The sequence below is a fragment of the Allobosea sp. LjRoot90 genome (assembly GCF_964254315.1).
Classification (GTDB): Bacteria; Pseudomonadota; Alphaproteobacteria; order Rhizobiales; family Beijerinckiaceae; genus Allobosea.
Genome location: NZ_CAXUTF020000002.1, coordinates 127678 through 145712, shown reverse-complemented (window position 1 = coordinate 145712; position 18035 = coordinate 127678). Strand labels below are relative to the sequence as shown.

The window sequence follows — 18035 nt, the reverse complement described above, 5'->3', positions numbered from 1 at the left end:
CTGTGGTGGTCGCTACGGGCTCTTGATGGCCCGGATCGGGTAGAGCCTCAGGCCGGTCGGGCCGAGGCCAGGCTCGCGTCGATGGCGTCGCCGAGACGGTCGACGATCGTATCGACGGTCGCGGCGTCGATGATGAAGGGCGGGGCGAGCAGGATGTGGTCGCCGGCGGTGCCGTCGGCCGTGCCGCCCATCGGGTAGATCAGCAGCCCGCGCTCCTGCGCCGCCTGCTTGATCCTGGCGTTGAGCTTCAGCGCGGGATCGAAAGGCGCCTTGGTCGAGCGGTCAGCAACGATCTCGACGCCCCAGAAATGGCCGCGCCCGCGAATGTCGCCGACATGGTGATGGTTGCCGAAGCGCTCGCGCAGGCGCTGCTCCAGCCTGGCGCCCTGCTTGCGGACATTGGCGAGGAGGTCGTCGCGCTCGATCACCTTCTGCACCGCGAGCGCGGTGGCGCAGGCGAGGGGATGGCCGACATAGGTCTGGCTGTGCGGGAAGATGCCCGAGCCCTGCCGGACCGCCTCGACGACCCGCTTTGAAGCCAGCATCGCGCCGATCGGCGCATAGCCGCCGCCCAGCCCCTTGGCTATCGCCATCAGATCGGGCGCGATGCCTTCCTGCTCGCAGGCGTGCAGCGTGCCGGTGCGGCCCATGCCGCTCATCACCTCGTCGAGGATCAGCAGCACGCCGTAGCGGTCGCAGATCTCGCGGATGCGCTTGAAGTAGCCCGGTGCGGCCGGCACCGCGCCGAGCGTCGCCCCAACCACGGTCTCGGCGACGAAGGCGCAGACCGTCTCCGGCCCGAGTTCGAGGATCTTCGCCTCGAGCTCGTCAGCGACGCGTAAGGCGTATTCTTCGCTGGTCTCGTCGGCGCGGCGGTCGCGATATTCGTAGCAGGGTGAGATGTGGTGGCCCTGCATCAGCATCTGCTCGAAGGGCGCGCGATCCTTCATCCGCCCGCCGACCGAGAGCGCCCCCAGCGTGATGCCGTGATAGCTCTGCCGGCGCGAGATGAAGTTGACGCGGCGCAGTTCGCCTTTCTCGACGAAGTAATGCCGGGCCAGCTTCAGACAGGCCTCGATCGCCTCCGAGCCCGAGCTGCAGAAATAGACGCTTTCCATTCCGGCTGGCGCTCGCGCGATCAGATGGTCGGCCAACTCCTCGGCCGCGTCGGTGGTGAAGAAGCTGGTATGGGCATAGGCGAGCTTGTCGATCTGCGCATGCATCGCCGCCAGCACATCGGGATGGGCATGGCCGAGGCAGGAGACTGCGGCGCCGCCCGAGGCGTCGATATGCTCGCGCCCGTTCTGGTCGCGCAGCAGCATGCCCTCGCCACCGGTCGCGGTCGGGTAGATCTTGCTCAGCATGCGATGCAGGATGTGGCTCATCGGTGGCCTCGCTTGGCGGGTCTCTGATTGAGGAAGGTACCGGCCGCGTCGAGTGCGGCCTCGTGGCGGGCGATTGCGGCGAGCGCGGCCTCGCCCTTGCGTGCCGTCATCAGCGCCGCCAGGCATTCGACCGCGGCGAAGGCCGGCGTCATCGTGTGGAAGAAGGACGGCGTCTCGGTCCTGACCAGCAGCGTCGCATCGGCGAGGGCGGCGAGGGGCGAGAGCGCGCTGTCTGTCAGCGCCACGACCGTTGCACCGCGCCCCCTGGCGATCTCGGCAGCCTGCACGGTCAGGCGCGTATAGGGTGCGACCGAGACGGCAAAGAGCGCATCGCCCGGGCCGATCCGGCGCAGTGCGTCGATGCCGCGCCCGCCGGCGCCGTCGGCGAGCACCGAGTCCGCCCCGATCAGGTCGCGGATGTAGTCGAGCATGAAGGCGGCTGGGAAGGCCGAGCGCAGGCCGAAGCAGAACACGATTTGTGCTTCGCTGAGCAGGTCGGCGGCCTGCTCGAAGCGGGCGAGCGCCTGCGGCTCGCGCAGCGCCTTGAGATGTTCGGCCAGCGCCGCGAACATGTCCTGCGCGATCGCGCCCGGACCCTCTTCGCCATGGCGCTGCATCAGCTCGCCGGCGCGCCCAGCGAATCCCTCCGGCCGCCGCCGCAGCGCCGCCGCATGGACGGCGCGGAGCTCGTCATAGCCCTTGAGGCCGAAGCGCTGCGCCAGCCGGGTGAGGGTGGCCGGCGACAGGCCGGCCCGCTTGGCCTGCTCGCGCGTCGTCAGCAATGCGACATCGGCCGGATGGTCGAGCACCCAGCGAGCCGCCACCTGCAATTGCTGCGGCAATTGCTCGAAGCTCTCGGTGAGGCTCGCCGTCAGGCCGGGCTTGTCCATGCAGGGATGCTAGCAAGGAGTCGGCGCGCATGAAACGAAAATGTCGATATGGAAATTAAGAAACATTTGTTTCATGCTGAAATAGGCGCCATTGCGCTTTGCCACCGGCTCAGTTGCGCACGAGCAGCCCATCGAGCATCAGGTTGAAGGCCTCGATCGCCTTGCGCGAGGTCGCCTCCGGATCGGGCGCGTGCGCGATCCATTGCGCCGCATACTGCGTCGCGCCGGCGATCAGCCGCGACGCCGCTTCGGCATCGATCGGTGCGATGACGCCAGTCTCGGCCAGCTTCGTCAGGCTTTCCGTCATCGAGCGGATGCATTCGCTCAGCGTCGGCCAGTCCCAGGGATCGCCGAGGACGGCCGGGCCCTCGCGCAGCATGATGCGCTGAATTTCGGGATCGAGCGCCAGCTCGATATAGGCGGTGCATTCGTTGCGGAAACCGGTCCAGGGGTCGGTCGCCTTGGCCGTGGCGGCCCGCATATGCGCGTTCATCTCGCCGTCGATCTCGACGATCACCGCCGCCAGCAGGCCCTTCTTGTCGCCGAAATGATGGTAGAGTGCGCCTCGTGTCAGCCCGGCCGAGGCGGTGAGCTCGTCCATCGAGGTCTCGGCATAGCCGACTGTGCCGAAGGCGGCCCGCGCCGCCGCGATCAGCTTGGCCCGTGTCTCGGCGATCATCTGCGTGCGCGGCTTGCGCGTCATCCATGTCCCTTTCGCATACGGCTCGTATGTTAATTGACATACGGTGCGTATGCAAATACTTGTGTCACATACGCACCGTATGTCAATTAAGCGCCGATGCGACGGAGACGTCCATGCCTAACCCCTATCGCGAGATTTTCCGGGCTCCCGGCGCGGTCGCCTTCTCGGCCGCCGGCTTCATCGCCCGCCTGCCGCTGTCGATGGTCACCATCGGCATCGTCACCATGCTCTCCCAGGCGCGCGGCCAGTACTGGCTCGCCGGCAGTGTCGCCGCGACCTTCGCGCTCGCCAACGCGCTGATCGCGCCGCAGATCTCGCGGCTGGTCGACCGCCACGGCCAGAGCAAGGTGCTGATCCCGGCCACGCTGGCGACCATCGTCGCGCTGACCGGCCTGATGCTGGCGACGCGCTTCGAAGCCCCGATCTGGGTGCTCTTTGTGTTCGCCGCTCTCGCCGGGCTGGAGCCGAGCATGATGGCGATGGTGCGCGCCCGCTGGAGCGAGATCTATCGCGACACGCCGCAGCTGCGCACCGCTTTTGCCTTTGAGTCGGTGGTCGACGAGATGGTCTTCATGGTCGGCCCGGTGATCGCGATCGGCCTCAGCGTCGTCTGGTTCCCCGAGGCGGGGCCGCTCGCGGCGACGATCCTGCTCGCCATCGGCATGGCCCTGTTCGTGGCCCAGCGCGCGACCGAGCCGCCGGTGCATGCGCATGGTGCGAGCGGCGGTTCCGCCATCCGGCTGGTGCCGGTGCAGATCATCGCGCTGCTGATGGTCGCGCTCGGTGCGGTCTTCGGCACTGCCGAGGTCACCGCGGTGGCTTTTGCCGAAGCGCAGGGCAACAAGGCGGCGGCGAGCCTGGCGCTTGCCGCCTATGCCGCCGGCTCCTTCATCACCGGCCTCATCTTCGGCGCGCTGCGCCTGCGTCTGCCGCTGGCGACGCAATTGCTGCTCTCGATCGGGCTTGCCGCAGCGACGACGCTGCCGCTGCTGATCGTGTCGTCGCTCTGGATGTTGGGCATCGTGCTCTTCATCGCCGGCGCCTCGATCTCGCCGACCGTCATCGTCGCCATGGCGCTGGTCGAGCGGCATGTGCCGGCCTCGAAGCTGACCGAGGGCATCACCTGGGTGATGACCGGCATGGGGGTCGGCATGGCGGCGGGCTCGGCCGCCTCAGGCTGGCTGATCGACGTCTATGGCGCCCGCAGCGGCTTCTACGTCTCGGTCGCCGGCGGGTTCTCGGCTCTGGCGATCGTCCTACTCGGCTTCCGCGCGCTCGGCGAAGCCGCGCCGGGCCAGCGGCAGCCGGCTCTGGCCTGACCGTTGCAGGACAAGTGCCCGTATTGGCGTTTGAGTTTCGGCGCTGGGTCGAAAACGCCTTGATCCGTCATAAGAGCTTCAAATTTCGTGATGAGGCGGCATTTCTGGAAGTTGAGAACCTGCCCCAGGCATATTCACTGCCCCACCACAGAATCACGAAGCCTGCGAAGGTGAGGCCTCCAAGAATGGCCCAGCCATGTCGGCCGATGGGCAGTATTCCGGATGCGTAGCCGGTCACAAGCGCTGCCATCACGAAGAAGAACGGGCCCGTAATGCGACAATGGGTCCGGCTGCAGCGGCGAGCGTTTAGGAAGCAAGCCGCCCCCATCCAGGTGAGCATGGCGGTCCAGACGATCGCGCGGGAAACCGGTTCCAACAGGCCGGCGGCAAGCATGGCCGTGCCCGGAAGACCCCAGAGCCCTGCAAGGGTGCGCCAATCGCTGGCCCAATCCTTTGCGGCGACCTCAGAACAGGTGTCGCATTTGTCAACCATGGCAGCTCTCGCCGCAACAGGGTCCGGCTTCTCCGCCAGCTTGAGCCTGTTGGATCGGTGGGCACGGTACGTCGCCGTAGGAACAGAACACACAGCAATCGCCCGGCTTCGGCTTGATGAGGGTCCCGCAGCCCTTGCACTCGTAGAAGAACTGGCAGGCATCGGTAGGCATGCGCTCACAGGCTTGGTGCTCGCAATGGGGGCAAGAGATGATCGATGTGAGCTGCGTCATGCGGATCGCACCAGTTTGAGCAGGGAAGGTTCAAGGTAGTCCCAGCTAATCGCCGTCACGACGATCAGAGTCGCAAAAAGGAGGAGCGCGAAGGCAGCCCGAGAATAAGGCCGCGCGGCGCACGCCGATCCAGATCCGCAGGCCATGCGAGTCTTCCGCCACGATGCGAACCAGCCGGCAGCCACCCCGAGTGTGCTCGCCATGAGGAGTGGTATTCGCCAGGGGGCAAGGGCCTCGAATGTCCCGGAGATGCCTGTTCCAGCACCGAACAAGGCAAGCGTCAGCGGCACGGCACAGCAAGACGATGCTGCGATGGCCCCGAGACCCGTGACGACGCTGATGACAGCCAGCCCGCCGCCGCTCGCCGGTCCGGTAGATGGTGGATCGTCGGTGGCCGTTGGCGCCACAAGAGGTTCGTAACGGGCCATGGATGCTTTCCTCGCGCGATAGGCGTATCGTGAACCCCGTAGTCACTACGGGCTCAAGCGGAAAAAGCGACACGGCCATGCGAGGCATGACGATCGGCAAAATGGCGAACGCAGCGGGTGTTCATCTGGAGACGGTTCGCTACTACGAGCGCATCGGCCTGATGCCAGAGCCCGGGCGCACCGCCAGCGGCTATCGGAGTTATGGTGTCGAACATGCGCGCCGCCTGTCATTTATCCGGCGGGCGCGGGAACTCGGCTTCGGCACTGAGGAGATCAGGGCGCTTCTGAACTTGGCGAAGCCGGGTCGTGCGTCTTGCGCGGAGGTCCGGGCGCTGACGGTGACCCATCTCGATGACGTCCGCGCCAAAATCTCGGACCTACGCAGACTTGAACGCATCCTCGCCGGGACGGTTGATCAATGTTGCGGAGCTGAGACGCCGGCCTGCCCCGTCCTCGATATGCTCAGCGACAGCTGAGCTCGTCGTTTCCGTACCCCCTCTCTGCTCAAGTCAACCTGCATGAAGGCCTGCGACGGGACGCGAGCCGAATTTCAAACTAAGAAACGACCTAATGCGGAGGCCGCGCTTGCAAGGGCGTGGCTTTTCTGTCATAGGCGCCACCTTCGATCGCCCGGCTGATAAGGGCTGCCGTGGCGGTCGTTCTTTGCTTCCCAAAGCAAAACTCAAGCGGCGCAATTCGCGCGCTCGCGACCTATGAGGAGCTGAAATGCCCAAGATGAAGACCAAATCGGCCGCTAAGAAGCGGTTCAAGCTCACCGGAACCGGCAAGGTGCTCTATGCCCAGGCCGGCAAGCGTCACGGCATGATCAAGCGGACGAACAAGCAGCTCCGCAATCACCGTGGGACGAACGTTCTTTTCGAGGGCGATGCTGCCAACGTGAAGAAGTATTTCCTCCCCAACGGCTAACGCCTGACAACCTTTCCGGAGATCAAACATGGCTCGCGTGAAACGGGGCGTTACGTCCCATGCCAAGCACAAGAAGACTTTCGAGGCCGCCAAGGGTTTCTATGGCCGCCGCAAGAACACGATCCGCGCCGCCAAGGCGGCTGTCGATCGGTCGATGCAATATGCCTATCGTGACCGCAAGAACCGGAAGCGCACGTTCCGCGCGCTCTGGATCCAGCGCCTGAACGCTGCGGTGCGCGAGCACGGCCTGACCTATTCGGTCTTCATGGGCGGCCTCATCAAGGCGGGCCTCGAGCTCGACCGCAAGACCCTGTCGGCCCTCGCCATCGACGACACCGCTGCCTTCACCGCGGTGGTCGAGACGGTCAAGGGCGTACTCGCCGCCGAAGCCAAGGCCGCCTGAGCGGACTGACCTGATTGGATTGCAAAAGGCCGGCGGAAACGCCGGCCTTTTTCGTTTGTGCTCGCTGTCATGCTCGCCCTTGTGGCGAGCATCCACGTCTTGAACACCGCCTTCGACAGGTGAAGACGTGGATGGTCGGGACAAGCCCGACCATGACGGGAAGACCGGCCAACGGTTACGTCTGTACCTTCTCCACCGCCTTCGGCGTCCAATTCTCGCCGGCACCGTCGAGGATGCGCTGGTAGGCTTCCTCCGGATTGTCGGCATAGCAGAACAGCTTGAGGTCCTCGGGCCGGATGAAGCCGGCCTCGGCCATCCGCTCCAGATTGATCAGCCCCTGCCAGTAGGCGCTGTCGTAGAGCACGATCGGCACGGGCGGCATCTTGCCGGTCTGCACCAGCGTCATGATCTCGAAGAGTTCGTCGAGCGTGCCGAACCCGCCGGGGAAGACCACCAGCGCCGCCGCCCGCATGGCGAGGTGCATCTTGCGCATCGCGAAATAGTGGAAGCGGAAGGTCAGGTCCGGCGTCGAATACGCATTTGGCTCCTGCTCGTGCGGCAGGGTGATGTTGAAGCCGATCGAGACCGCGCCCGCTTCGGACGCGCCGCGATTGGCCGCCTCCATGATGCCCGGCCCGCCGCCGGTGGCGATGACATGGTTCCGGCCACGATCCTTGCCATCGAGGGCGCCGCCGCGCTCCGAGGCGATCCGGGCGAAGCTGCGCGCCGCCTCGTACCAGGGATTGCCCTCGCGCACCCGCGCCGAGCCGAAGACGACGATGGTCGAGAGGATGCCGCGGGCTCGCAGATTGTCCTCGGCCTTCTGGTATTCGAGCATGAATCGCGCGCCACGCATCGAGTCGCCGAGGAGAAAGTCCTGGTCGAGGGCGGCGATCCGGTAGGAGGGCGAGTTCTTCTGGGCGCTGCTGTCGGGCATAGGCGGGCTTCTCTGCGGGCGGCGGGTTGCGCTGAAACGATGCGCCACGCCTATCACGTCACGAGATGTATTTCCGCAATACGCCCGCCATGCGTTCGGCGCCGGAATTATGCGGCAGCAGGGTCAGGAAGCGGCCGTCCGGTCCCATCAGATAGGTCAGCGAGCCGTGGTCGATGGTATATTCGCCATGGCCGTGATGCGCCTGCATCAGCTTGCGGCGATGCACCTTGTAGGCCCTGGCAACCGCTGCGAGCTCGGTCTCATTGCCGGATAGCCCGATCAGCCGGGGGTGGAAGTTCGCGACGTAGGTAGCCATCGTGGCTGGACTGTCGTTGACCGGATCGACGCTGATGAACAGCGGCGCGACCTTCGCGGCCAGCGGCCCGAGCGCGTCGAGCGCCTGCGCGATGATCGGCAGGTCGACCGGGCAGGTGTCGGTGCAGCGGGTGAAGCCGAAATAGATCAGCATGAAGCGGCCGCGGAAATCGGCCTCGGTGACGCGCTTGCCGCTATGGTCGGTCAGGCTGAACGGGCCACCGAATTGCGTCGCCAGCGGGTCTTGTGGTGGCCTGGCGGCCGGGGAGGGGCTGTGGCCGCCATGATCCTGCGCGTGTGCGGCAACCACCGAGCCGGCAGCAAGGCCGGCGAGAAGGAGACGGCGGCTGATCCGTCCGGTCATGGCATCGGCTTGCGAGCGAGGCCTTTGATGCCGAACGGTCCATCTTCGGCGATGATCCGGTTGGCCTGCGGATCGCCGCGCCACCATTCCTCGGCCTTGCCGTTCCTGGCCTCCCAATCGGCCTTGAAGCGTTCGGCGGCGATCCAGTCCTGATCCGGCCGCTCGCGCAGGCGCTGCACGAAGAACAGGGTCACCGCCGGGTTCTCGATCAGCAGGCCGTCGGCCTCGATCTCGCGCCCGCAGTAGGGCGAGATATCCGCGGTCGCGCCGGCGAAGTCGATGTTGGACTTCGCCACCAGCCTGAAGGTTCCATCGGCGAGCGCGAGCCCAAGCTGCCGCTTGCCGCCGCCGCAATCCGGGGCGCAGCGCCCCTTGAGCTGGCAGAGCGCGTCGACGACGCGGCCCTTCAACACCACCTGCTTTTCGTGCGGGATGTTCCAGGGCTCTGCGGCGAGGGCGGTTCCCGCGATCAGCAGAGCCGCGACGCCAAGTGCTGCTGCGATGACCCGCATTGCCTCAATTCCCGAACGGCTGGATGCCGTGTTCTTCATGCGTCATCGTGATGACGCCCTTGTCGTCAGCGATGCGGTCGACCAACAGGTACTTGACGCCGTCGCGCTCCAGCAGCTCGCCATCGACCGTGACCTCGTGCGTCGCCAGTTTCGCCACGCGCGGATTGCCGGCGCTGTCCTCGTCGTCGCCGATCTTCAGGATCAGGTAGAGATTGCCGCCGGCGTCGCGGATCGCGACCGGAATGCCGCCGAGGGCGCACCAGATCGCGCATTGATGATGCGCCGTGCCCTTGGCGAACATCAGCCCGCTGATTGTGCACCAGCTGTCGCTGATCTCGCCGGTGACGGTGACACGCTGGCCACTCTGCTGGGCGGGTGCGGGCGCCGCAAAGGCGAATAGCGCTGCAAAAGCTGCGGATAGGAACGCGGGGCGCCGGGCTTGAGACAAGATTGTCATCTTTGCACGCGATCCCGGAATCCGACTGGCATTTGCGCGCTTGCGCGATGCTTTGCCAGCACGATTGCCCCTAGCCTCACCGCCGCCGACACCATAGAAGATGCCTCGCAAACGGACCAGAGCAGGCATGAACGACATCGACACCCTTCGCGATTCACTTGTCGGTGAGATCGAGGCGGCCGGCGACGAGGCGGCGCTCGAGCAGCTGCGCATCGCGGCGCTCGGCAAGTCCGGCTCGGTCTCGGGCCTGCTGAAGACGCTCGGCACGATGACGCCGGACGAGCGCAAGGAGCAGGGCCCCCGCATCAACGGCCTGCGCGACACCGTCCAGCAGGCGATCGCCGCCCGCAAGGACGGGCTCGGTGAAGCGGCGCTGGAAGCCAGGCTCGCGGCCGAGCGGCTCGACATCTCGCTGCCGGTGCGCGAGGGCCCGGAGGCGCGCGGGCGCATCCACCCGATCAGCCAGGTCATCGACGAGATCACCGCGATCTTCGGCGACATGGGCTTCTCGGTCGCCGAAGGGCCGGATGTCGAGACCGACGATCTCAACTTCACCAAGCTGAACTTCCCGGTCGGCCATCCGGCCCGGGAGATGCACGACACCTTCTTCTTCGCGCCGGATGCCAATGGCGAGCGCAAGCTGCTGCGCACCCATACCTCACCGGTCCAGGTGCGCACCATGCTGTCGCAGGAGCCGCCGATCCGGGTGATCTGCCCCGGCCGGACCTACCGGATGGATTCCGACCAGACCCACACGCCGATGTTCCATCAGGTCGAGGGCCTCGTCATCGACAAGAAGACCCATTTCGGCCACATGAAATGGGTGCTGGAGGAGTTCTGCAAGGCGTTCTTCGAGGTCGAAGGCGTCAAGATGCGCTTTCGGCCGTCCTTCTTCCCCTTCACCGAGCCGTCGGCCGAAGTCGACATCCAGTGCTCGCGCAAGGACGGCGAGATCCGCTTCGGCGAGGGCGAAGACTGGCTCGAGATCCTCGGCTGCGGCATGGTCCATCCCAACGTGCTGAAGAATTGCGGGCTCGATCCCGACGTCTATCAGGGCTTTGCCTGGGGCATGGGCATCGACCGCATCGCCATGCTGAAATACGGCATGGCGGACCTGCGGCCGTTCTTCGAGGCCGATATCCGCTGGCTGTCGCATTACGGCTTCCGCCCGCTCGACCTGCCGACACTGACCGGTGGGCTGTCCTCGTAACCGCACTGAGAGGGGAGACGCATGAACGCGGCGCAATGGGCTGGCCTGATCGCGGCAACGATGGTTGCCGCCAATCTGCTCTGCCTGGCGATCGCCTTCGTGCGTCTGCGTCGCCGGTCGGCGCCGTCGCGCCTGCAGAAGCTCGCACCGCCGGTGACGGTCGTGCGCCCGGTGCGCGGCATCGAGACCTTCAGCCGGGAGACGCTGACCTCCGGCCTCGAGCTCGACTACCCGCTCTGTGAGACGATCTTCTGCGTCGCCGACGGCCATGACCCGATCGTGCCGCTGATCGAGGAGTTGATCGGGACCTACGGCCCGGACCGCGTGCGCCTGATCGTCGGCGACGTCGCGGTCAGCGCCAATCCCAAGCTCAACAATTGCGTCAAGGGCTGGGAAGCGGCGCGCCACGATTGGGTCGTCCTCGCCGATTCCAACGTGCTGATGCCCAAGGACTATATCCAGCGGCTGATGGCCTCCTGGCGCGAGGACACCGGCCTCGTCTGCTCGACGCCGGCCGGCTCGCGGCCGGGCTGCTTCGGCGCCGAGGTCGAGTGCGCCTTCCTCAATACCTTCCAGGCGCGCTGGCAATATGCCGGCGAAGCGCTCGGTTTCGGCTTCGCCCAGGGCAAGTCGATGCTCTGGAACAAGCCCTTCCTCGACGCCAATGGCGGCATCGCCGCGCTCGCCGCCGAGATCGCCGAGGATGCGGCGGCGACCAAGCTGGTGCGCAAGGCCGGCAAGCATGTCCATCTCGTCGGCCAGCCCTTCGAGCAGCCGCTCGGGGCGCGCAGCCTGCGCGACGTCGTCCAGCGCCAGTTCCGCTGGGCGCGCCTGCGCCGCGTCACCTTCCTGCCCTTCTTCGCGCCGGAGATCCTGGTCGGACCGCTGGTGCCGGCATTGCTCGCCGCCTACGCCGCGCCGGCTTTCGGGCTGGCGATCTGGCAGGCCGTGCTTGCCGTGCTCGCTATTTGGTATGCCGGCGAGATCGTGCTGGCGAAGGGCGTCGGCTGGTTCGTCAATTGGCGCACGCCGGCGGCTTATCTGGTGCGCGACCTCGTCTTCCCCGGCATCTGGGCCTATGCCTTCGTCGCCCGCGAGGTGAGCTGGCGCGGCAACGATATGAAGATCAAGACGGACGGCGAGGACGAGCTGAATACGGCGTCTGCGCTCTCCACCGCCAACATGCGTAGCGACGGAAGATCATGAAGTTCACCCTCTCCTGGCTCAAAGAGCATCTCGACACCACGGATTCGCTCGACACCATCACCGAGGCGCTGACCCGCATCGGGCTCGAGGTCGAGGGCGTCGAGGACAAGGCCAAGGCGCTCTCCGCCTTCACCATCGCCTATGTCATCGAGGCAAAGCAGCACCCGAACGCCGATCGCCTGCGCGTCTGCATGGTCGATACCGGTTCGGGCGAGCCGGTCCAGGTCGTTTGCGGCGCGCCTAATGCCCGCACCGGCATGAAGGGCGTGTTCTCGCCGCCCGGCACCTACATTCCCGGCAAGGACATCACGCTCGGCAAGGGCGTGATCCGCGGCGTCGAGTCGAACGGCATGCTGGTGTCCGAGGCCGAGCTGCAGCTCTCCGACGACCATGACGGCATCATCGACCTGCCTGAGGACGCGCCGGTCGGCCAGCCCTACGCGACCTATGCCGGGCTCGACGATGCTGTGATCGAGATCGCGGTGACGCCGAACCGGGCCGATGCGCTCGGCGTTTCCGGCATTGCGCGCGACCTCGCCGCGGCCGGCCTCGGCACGGTCAAGACGCCGCCGGTCCAGCCGGTGCGCGGCAACTTCCCGTGCCCGGTCGACCTCAAGCTCGATTTCGCCGAGGAAGACCGCAATCTCTGCCAGGTCTTCGCCCTGCGGCTGGTGCGCGGCGTCAAGAACGGCCCGTCGCCGGAGTGGCTGCAGGCGCGGCTCCGCGCCATCGGCCTTCGCCCGATCAACGCGCTGGTCGACATCACCAATTTCATGACCTTCGACCGCAACCGGCCGCTGCACGTCTTCGACGCGGCGAAGGTCAAGGGCAATCTCGTCATCCGCCGCGCCAAGGCGGGCGAGGAGGTGCTGGCGCTGGATGGCAAGACCTATGCGCTCACCGACGAGATGGTCGCGATCGCCGACGACAACGGCGTCGAGTCGATCGCTGGCGTGATGGGCGGCGAGCATTCCGGCTGCGACGAGACCACCACCGACGTGCTGGTCGAGAGCGCGCTCTGGAACACGCTCAACATCGCCCGCACCGGCCGCGCCCTCGGCATCAACTCCGATGCGCGCTACCGCAATGAGCGCGGCATCGACCCGGACTTCACCCGGCCCGGCCTCGACATGGCGACGCAGATGATCATGACGCTCTGCGGCGGCGAGCCGTCCGAGGTCGTCTTCGCCGGCGACTTGCCGGAGAGCCCGGGCGCCATCGATTTCCCCTGGTCCGAGGTCAAGCGCCTGACCGGGCTCGACCTGCCTGTGGTCGAGATGAAGCTGGCATTGACCTCGCTCGGCTTCCACGTCTCGGGCGCCGGTGAGCGCGTCAAGGTCGCGCCGCCATCCTGGCGCGCCGATGTCGAGGGCAAGGCCGATCTCGTCGAGGAGATCCTGCGCATCGCCGGTCTCGACCGCGTCGCTCCGGCGCCGCTGCCGCGCATCAAGGGCGAGGTGATCAAGCCGGTTCTGACCGTGCTGCAGAAGCGCACGCGCCTGGCCAAGCGGCTGCTAGCCAGCCGCGGCCTGGTCGAAGCCGTGACCTGGTCGTTCATCTCGCATGCGGCGGCCAAGCTCTTCGGCGGCGGCTCGCGCAAGCTCGTGCTCGCCAACCCGATCGCGGCCGATCTCTCCGATATGCGGCCCTCGCTGCTGCCGGGATTGATCCGCTCGGCGCAGGCCAATGCCGATCGCGGCTTCGGTGACGTCGCCCTGTTCGAGGTCGGTCAGATCTTCCAGAGCGACGAGCCGGAAGGTCAGCTCATCGCCGCTGCGGGCCTACGCCGCGGCACGGCCAGGCTCGAGGGCACTGGCCGCCATTGGGATGGTGTCGCCAAGCCGGTCGATGCTTTCGACGCCAAGGCTGACGTGTTCGGCCTGCTCTCGGGGCTCGGTGTACCGGTCGGCGGTCTGCAGATTGTCGCCGGCGGTCCGGCCTGGGCCCATCCTGGTCGCTCGGCCACGCTGCAGTTCGGTCCCAAGGGCGTGATCGGCGCCTTCGGCGAGGTCCATCCGCGCGTGCTCAAGGCGCTCGACGTCAAGGGGCCGCTGGTCGCCTTCGAGATCCATCTCGATGCGCTGCCGCTGCCCAAGTACAAGCCGACCAAGGTCAAGCCGAAGCTCGCGCTCTCCGACTTCCAGCCGGTGACGCGCGACTTCGCCTTCATCGTCGACAAGGCGGTCGCGGCCGGCGAGATGGCCAAGAGTGCCCAGAACGCCGACCGCGCGCTGGTCTCCGAGACGAGCGTCTTCGATCTCTACGAGGGCGTGGGCGTCGAAGCCGGCAAGAAGTCGGTCGCGCTGGCGGTGACGCTGCAGCCGACGCAGAAGACGCTGACCGACACCGAGATCGAGGCCGTTGCGGCCAAGATCGTCGCCGAAATGGCAAAGCGCTATGGCGCCGTGCTGCGCGGGTAGAGGACGTCATGCTCCGGCTCGACCCGAGCATCTCGGCCCGGAGGAGGCTCCAATCTGAGCCTTCTCGTCACGAGATTCTCGGGTCTGCGCTTCGCTCCGCCCGAGAATGACGGCTGGGTGGCTTCTCCCCCACCGTTATTGACCAGGATTATGAAATAATCGGCGCACGAAATCGTTTGAAAATCCGGGTATCGGCTCTGATTGTTGCAATCTGAGAGGTGCGATGTCGCTGACCGAGCTCCCTGTCGCTGACGATCTGTTCCCGGGCTTCCGGCTGCTCGACGTCGCGACGACGGGAGCGCGCATTCGCGTTCGCACCGGCGGGGAGGGGCCGCCGCTGCTCCTGCTCCACGGCTATCCGCAGACCCATATCATGTGGCGGCGCATCGCTCCGCTGCTGGCTCAGCGCTTCACCCTGGTCTGCCCGGACCTGCGCGGCTACGGCGATTCCGAGAAGCCGCCGAGCGTGGCCGATCACGCATCCTATGCGAAGCGCACCATGGCGCGGGATATGGCCGAGGTCATGACCGCGCTGGGCCATGATCACTTCTGCGTCGGATCGCATGATCGCGGCGCCCGTGTCGCGCATCGGCTGGCGCTGGACCATGGCGAGCGGGTGCTGAAACTGGCGACCCTCGACATCGCGCCGACGCGCGAGATGTATCGCGACACCACCGATGCCTTCGCCCGCGCCTATTGGCACTGGTTCTTCCTGATCCAGCCGGCGCCGATGCCGGAGCGCATGATCGGCGCCGATCCGGAGTTCTACTGGACGAGCCGGCGCGCCTCGGACATGCGGCTGTTCGAGCCAGCGGCGCTGGGCGAGTATCTCCGCTGCTTCCGCGATCCGGCGATGATCCATGCGAGCTGCGAGGACTATCGCGCTGCGGCCACGATCGATATCGCGCATGACGATGCCGACGGCGGCAGGAAGGTCGAATGCCCGATGCTCGCTTTATGGGGCGAGCGCGGCGCCGTCGGAAAATGCTTCGATGTGCTGGCGCTCTGGCGTGAGCGCGCATGGAACGTCCAAGGCAAAGCCCTGCCCGGCGGCCATTATCTGGCGGAGGAGATTCCTGATCTCGTCGCCGCCGAATTCTCGGCTTTCTTCGGAGAGAACACATGACCGGAACCAATCGCGTCTATCGCATCGCCGTCATCGCCGGCGACGGCATCGGCAAGGAGGTCATGCCCGAGGGGCTGCGCGTACTCGAGGCGGCGTCGAAGAAATACGGCTTCGAGATTCGGTTCGACGAGTTCGATTTCTCCTCCTGCGACTACTACGCCAGGCACGGCAAGATGCTGCCGGACGATTGGAAGGAGAAGATCGGCGGCCATGACGCGATCTATTTCGGCGCCGTCGGCATGCCCGCGCAGGTGCCGGACCATATCTCGCTGTGGGGCTCGCTCCTGCTGTTCCGGCGCGAGTTCGACCAGTACGTCAATCTCCGCCCCGTGCGGCTGATGCCCGGCGTGCCCGGCCCGCTCGTCGGCCGCAAGCCGGGCGACATAGACTTCTTCGTCGTGCGTGAGAACACCGAGGGCGAGTACTCCTCGGTCGGCGGGCGCATGTATGCCGGCACCGAGCGTGAGATCGTCATCCAGGAGACGATCATGAGCCGCGTCGGCGTCGACCGCGTGCTCAAATATGCCTTCGAGCTGGCCCAGCGCCGGCCGCGCAAGAAGCTGACCTCGGCAACCAAGTCGAACGGCATCTCGATCACCATGCCGTACTGGGACGAGCGCGTGAAGGAGATGGCGAAGAGCTATCCCGACGTCGCCGTCGACCAGTATCATATCGACATCCTGACCGCGCATTTCGTGCTCAATCCCGACCGTTTCGACGTCGTCGTCGCCTCGAACCTGTTCGGTGACATCCTGTCGGATCTCGGGCCGGCCTGCACCGGCACAATCGGCATAGCGCCCTCAGGCAACATCAACCCGACCGGTGATCATCCCTCGCTGTTCGAGCCGGTGCACGGTTCGGCGCCGGATATCGCCGGGCAGGGCATCGCCAATCCCGTCGGCCAGATCTGGTCGGGCGCGATGATGCTCGACCATCTCGGCGAGCACGAGGCGGCCAAGGCGATCGAGGCGGCGATCGAGCGCGCGCTCGGCGACGCCCGCACCCGCACCCGCGATCTCGGCGGTAGCCTAAAGACCGAAGCCGCCGGCAAGGCGATCGAGCAGGCGCTGGGTTGAGCCGCGGACGTCTTTGTGGCGCCGGGCGCGATTTCTCAGCGCCCGGCGCTTGCCTAAACCGCCCGATCGGGCCAAACGGGGTCGCACGGCCCGGATCATGAGGGAATGACCGAGATCATGGACTTCTCATCGTCGACATTCTGGGTGTCGTTGCTCCAGATCATCTGGATCGACCTCCTGCTCTCCGGCGACAATGCGGTCGTCATCGCGCTCGCCTGCCGCTCGCTGCCCGAAAACCGGCGCAAGCTCGGCATCTGGCTTGGCGCCGGCGCTGCCGTGGGCCTGCGCATCATCTTCGCGATGGTCGTCAGCTATCTGCTGGCGGTGCCTTTTCTCAAGGTCGTCGGTGGCGTCCTGCTGTTCTGGATCGCGATCAAGCTCGCCATGGGCGAGGAGGAAGCTCATAGCGAGATCGAGGCCAGCGACAATCTTTGGCGCGCCGTCCGCACCATCGCCATCGCCGATGCGGTGATGAGTCTCGACAACGTCGTCGCCATCGCAGCCGCCTCGCGCGGCCACGCCGAGCTCTTCATCTTCGGCCTGCTGCTGACGATCCCGCTGATCATCATGGGCGCCCAGCTCCTGACCAGGATCATCGAACGCTACCCGATTATCGTCTGGCTCGGCGCGGCCCTGCTCGGCTGGATCGCGGCGGAAATGATCCTCGGCGATGCGGCCGTGCTGCGCTGGCTGATGACGGTGGTTCCGAGTTGGGTCGTCACCGTGCCGCTTGACGCCAACCCGGTCGGGCTTGCGCCTGCGAATCTGCCGCATTACGGGGCGGCCGCACTCGGCGCGATCGTCGTCGTCGTCGTCGCCTATGCCCTGAAGAAGAAGCCGGTCGATCAGCCGGGCTAGAGCCCGTTCCGATCAGCTTGCATGGCAAGCTGATCGGTAAAACGGCCTCTAAACTCAAAGTGAGAGACGGATTCACCGATCAGGTTGTCCCAACCTGATCGGTTCCGGCTCTGAGCCCGCTCAATCGAGCATGACGAACGCGGCGGCCATGGTTTCATGGCCGCCGTTTTTCGTGAGCCGGATGAAGCCGCTGGCGTGGCGGCCGTCCTGATCGTCGCGGACAGTGAAGCGCTCGGAGCCGTCGAGCTGCACGGTGAAGCTCTCGGGCGCCCGTGCGAAGCCGGTGCCGAGCGCCTTCACATAGGCCTCCTTGGCGCTCCAGAGCTGGGCAAAGGCGAGGGGACGGGCAGGGGCGGGCAGGCTCTCGAACCAGCTCCGTTCGTCAGGGTGCAGAACGGCGAGCGGCGGTTCGCTCGCGAGCGCAACCTGCTCGACATCGACGCCGACCGGCAGATGCGCCAGCGCGATCGCGACGAGGCCCGCGCGCGTTGCCAGCGACAAGTGCAGCCCGGAGCCGTGTGGGGCGACGATCAGCGGCCGGCCCGCCGGCTCATGCCCGATCTCGACAGCATCCTCCGCTAGACCGAACTGGCGGGCCAGCACCTTGCGCGCCAGCGAGCGGCGCAAGGTCGAGCGCTCCGGCAGGTTTGCGGGCTGCGCCTGCGTTGCGATCAGCCAGGCGGCTGGCAGGGCAGGGGCAGTGTTGTCGGCGGAGGAGAGCCAGAGCATGCCGCGTTCTAGTGCACCGCGCCCTGTCGCGGAAGCAGACGGCCT

At 66.3% G+C, this 18035-nt stretch carries 21 protein-coding genes; 10 read left to right on the top strand and 11 right to left on the bottom strand.

Translation table 11 applies throughout. From position 1 onward, the window contains the following. Positions 1-47 precede the first annotated feature (47 nt). The 3 genes from ACSQ3M_RS07455 to ACSQ3M_RS07445 form a co-directional block, all read right to left on the bottom strand. Positions 48-1385, bottom strand: a complete 1338-nt coding sequence (locus ACSQ3M_RS07455; RefSeq protein ID WP_436149440.1) for an aspartate aminotransferase family protein — start codon at positions 1383-1385, stop codon at positions 48-50. Beyond that, positions 1382-2275 (bottom strand): MurR/RpiR family transcriptional regulator, encoded by an 894-nt coding sequence (locus ACSQ3M_RS07450; protein ID WP_436149439.1) that lies wholly within the window; start codon positions 2273-2275, stop codon positions 1382-1384. The genes ACSQ3M_RS07455 and ACSQ3M_RS07450 overlap by 4 nt, the downstream gene beginning before the upstream one ends. A 109-nt stretch (positions 2276-2384) precedes the next feature. Further along, positions 2385-2978 carry a TetR/AcrR family transcriptional regulator gene (locus ACSQ3M_RS07445; protein WP_436149438.1) on the bottom strand — a complete coding sequence of 198 codons (594 nt, stop codon included), beginning with the start codon at positions 2976-2978 and terminating at the stop codon, positions 2385-2387. A gap of 113 nt (positions 2979-3091) precedes the next feature. On the opposite strand from ACSQ3M_RS07445, the gene ACSQ3M_RS07440 reads away from it, so the two are divergent. Then, positions 3092-4297 carry an MFS transporter gene (locus ACSQ3M_RS07440; protein WP_436149437.1) on the top strand — a complete coding sequence of 402 codons (1206 nt, stop codon included), beginning with the start codon at positions 3092-3094 and terminating at the stop codon, positions 4295-4297. 67 nt (positions 4298-4364) lie between these two features. Here the strand turns inward: ACSQ3M_RS07440 and ACSQ3M_RS07435 are convergent, their stop codons facing one another. Genes ACSQ3M_RS07435 through ACSQ3M_RS07425 form a run of 3 tightly spaced genes read right to left on the bottom strand, consistent with a single transcriptional unit; the run spans position 4365 to position 5450 of the window. Then, positions 4365-4790 carry a hypothetical protein gene (locus ACSQ3M_RS07435; RefSeq protein ID WP_436149436.1) on the bottom strand — a complete coding sequence of 142 codons (426 nt, stop codon included), beginning with the start codon at positions 4788-4790 and terminating at the stop codon, positions 4365-4367. Further along, positions 4783-5022 carry a GDCCVxC domain-containing (seleno)protein gene (locus tag ACSQ3M_RS07430; protein ID WP_436149435.1) on the bottom strand — a complete coding sequence of 80 codons (240 nt, stop codon included), beginning with the start codon at positions 5020-5022 and terminating at the stop codon, positions 4783-4785. The genes ACSQ3M_RS07435 and ACSQ3M_RS07430 overlap by 8 nt, the downstream gene beginning before the upstream one ends. Further along, the gene (locus tag ACSQ3M_RS07425; protein WP_436149434.1) at positions 5019-5450 is read right to left on the bottom strand and encodes a mercuric transporter MerT family protein; all 432 of its coding nucleotides are present in this window, start codon (positions 5448-5450) and stop codon (positions 5019-5021) included. The genes ACSQ3M_RS07430 and ACSQ3M_RS07425 overlap by 4 nt, the downstream gene beginning before the upstream one ends. A gap of 77 nt (positions 5451-5527) precedes the next feature. Here ACSQ3M_RS07425 and ACSQ3M_RS07420 point away from each other — a divergent pair, with 77 nt between their 5' ends. The 3 genes from ACSQ3M_RS07420 to rplT all read left to right on the top strand — a co-directional run bounded on the left by ACSQ3M_RS07420 (position 5528) and on the right by rplT (position 6780). Further along, on the top strand, positions 5528-5926 hold the full coding sequence (locus ACSQ3M_RS07420; protein WP_436149433.1) for a MerR family transcriptional regulator: 399 nt from the start codon (positions 5528-5530) through the stop codon (positions 5924-5926). 250 nt (positions 5927-6176) lie between these two features. Further along, positions 6177-6377: a 50S ribosomal protein L35 gene (gene rpmI / locus ACSQ3M_RS07415; RefSeq protein WP_110488066.1), complete on the top strand. Its 201-nt coding sequence runs from the start codon at positions 6177-6179 to the stop codon at positions 6375-6377. A 28-nt stretch (positions 6378-6405) separates the two neighbouring features. Continuing rightward, complete coding sequence (rplT, locus tag ACSQ3M_RS07410) at positions 6406-6780, top strand: 50S ribosomal protein L20 (protein ID WP_129158601.1); 375 nt, start codon at positions 6406-6408, stop codon at positions 6778-6780. A gap of 175 nt (positions 6781-6955) precedes the next feature. On the opposite strand, the gene ACSQ3M_RS07405 is transcribed toward rplT, so the two are convergent. The 4 genes from ACSQ3M_RS07405 to ACSQ3M_RS07390 are packed head-to-tail and all read right to left on the bottom strand — an operon-like array spanning position 6956 to position 9503. Then, positions 6956-7717 carry a TIGR00730 family Rossman fold protein gene (locus tag ACSQ3M_RS07405; protein ID WP_436149432.1) on the bottom strand — a complete coding sequence of 254 codons (762 nt, stop codon included), beginning with the start codon at positions 7715-7717 and terminating at the stop codon, positions 6956-6958. 58 nt (positions 7718-7775) lie between these two features. Beyond that, on the bottom strand, positions 7776-8396 hold the full coding sequence (locus ACSQ3M_RS07400) for an SCO family protein (RefSeq protein ID WP_436149431.1): 621 nt from the start codon (positions 8394-8396) through the stop codon (positions 7776-7778). Then, complete coding sequence (locus tag ACSQ3M_RS07395) at positions 8393-8908, bottom strand: hypothetical protein (protein WP_436149430.1); 516 nt, start codon at positions 8906-8908, stop codon at positions 8393-8395. Before ACSQ3M_RS07395 ends, ACSQ3M_RS07400 begins: the two co-directional genes overlap by 4 nt. Before the next feature lie 4 nt (positions 8909-8912). Further along, positions 8913-9503, bottom strand: coding sequence for a hypothetical protein (locus tag ACSQ3M_RS07390; RefSeq protein WP_436149429.1), 591 nt, complete (start codon positions 9501-9503; stop codon positions 8913-8915). Between ACSQ3M_RS07390 and pheS the strand changes: the two genes are divergently transcribed. The 6 genes from pheS to ACSQ3M_RS07360 all read left to right on the top strand — a co-directional run bounded on the left by pheS (position 9493) and on the right by ACSQ3M_RS07360 (position 17261). Then, positions 9493-10575 (top strand): phenylalanine--tRNA ligase subunit alpha, encoded by a 1083-nt coding sequence (gene pheS, locus ACSQ3M_RS07385; RefSeq protein WP_436149428.1) that lies wholly within the window; start codon positions 9493-9495, stop codon positions 10573-10575. The genes ACSQ3M_RS07390 and pheS overlap by 11 nt on opposite strands. Before the next feature lie 21 nt (positions 10576-10596). Beyond that, positions 10597-11781 carry a glycosyltransferase gene (locus ACSQ3M_RS07380; RefSeq protein ID WP_436149427.1) on the top strand — a complete coding sequence of 395 codons (1185 nt, stop codon included), beginning with the start codon at positions 10597-10599 and terminating at the stop codon, positions 11779-11781. Next, positions 11778-14201: a phenylalanine--tRNA ligase subunit beta gene (gene pheT, locus ACSQ3M_RS07375; RefSeq protein ID WP_436149426.1), complete on the top strand. Its 2424-nt coding sequence runs from the start codon at positions 11778-11780 to the stop codon at positions 14199-14201. The genes ACSQ3M_RS07380 and pheT overlap by 4 nt, the downstream gene beginning before the upstream one ends. A gap of 223 nt (positions 14202-14424) precedes the next feature. After that, entirely contained in the window at positions 14425-15327 is a 903-nt protein-coding gene (locus tag ACSQ3M_RS07370) for an alpha/beta fold hydrolase (RefSeq protein WP_436149425.1), read from the top strand. Next, positions 15324-16403 (top strand): tartrate dehydrogenase, encoded by a 1080-nt coding sequence (locus tag ACSQ3M_RS07365; protein ID WP_436149424.1) that lies wholly within the window; start codon positions 15324-15326, stop codon positions 16401-16403. Before ACSQ3M_RS07370 ends, ACSQ3M_RS07365 begins: the two co-directional genes overlap by 4 nt. 117 nt (positions 16404-16520) lie before the next feature. Further along, the gene (locus ACSQ3M_RS07360) at positions 16521-17261 is read left to right on the top strand and encodes a TerC family protein (RefSeq protein WP_436150280.1); all 741 of its coding nucleotides are present in this window, start codon (positions 16521-16523) and stop codon (positions 17259-17261) included. A gap of 120 nt (positions 17262-17381) precedes the next feature. Here ACSQ3M_RS07360 and ACSQ3M_RS07355 read toward each other — a convergent pair whose 3' ends face one another. Next, positions 17382-17990 (bottom strand): 4'-phosphopantetheinyl transferase family protein, encoded by a 609-nt coding sequence (locus ACSQ3M_RS07355; RefSeq protein ID WP_436149423.1) that lies wholly within the window; start codon positions 17988-17990, stop codon positions 17382-17384. Positions 17991-18035: the final 45 nt, after the last annotated feature.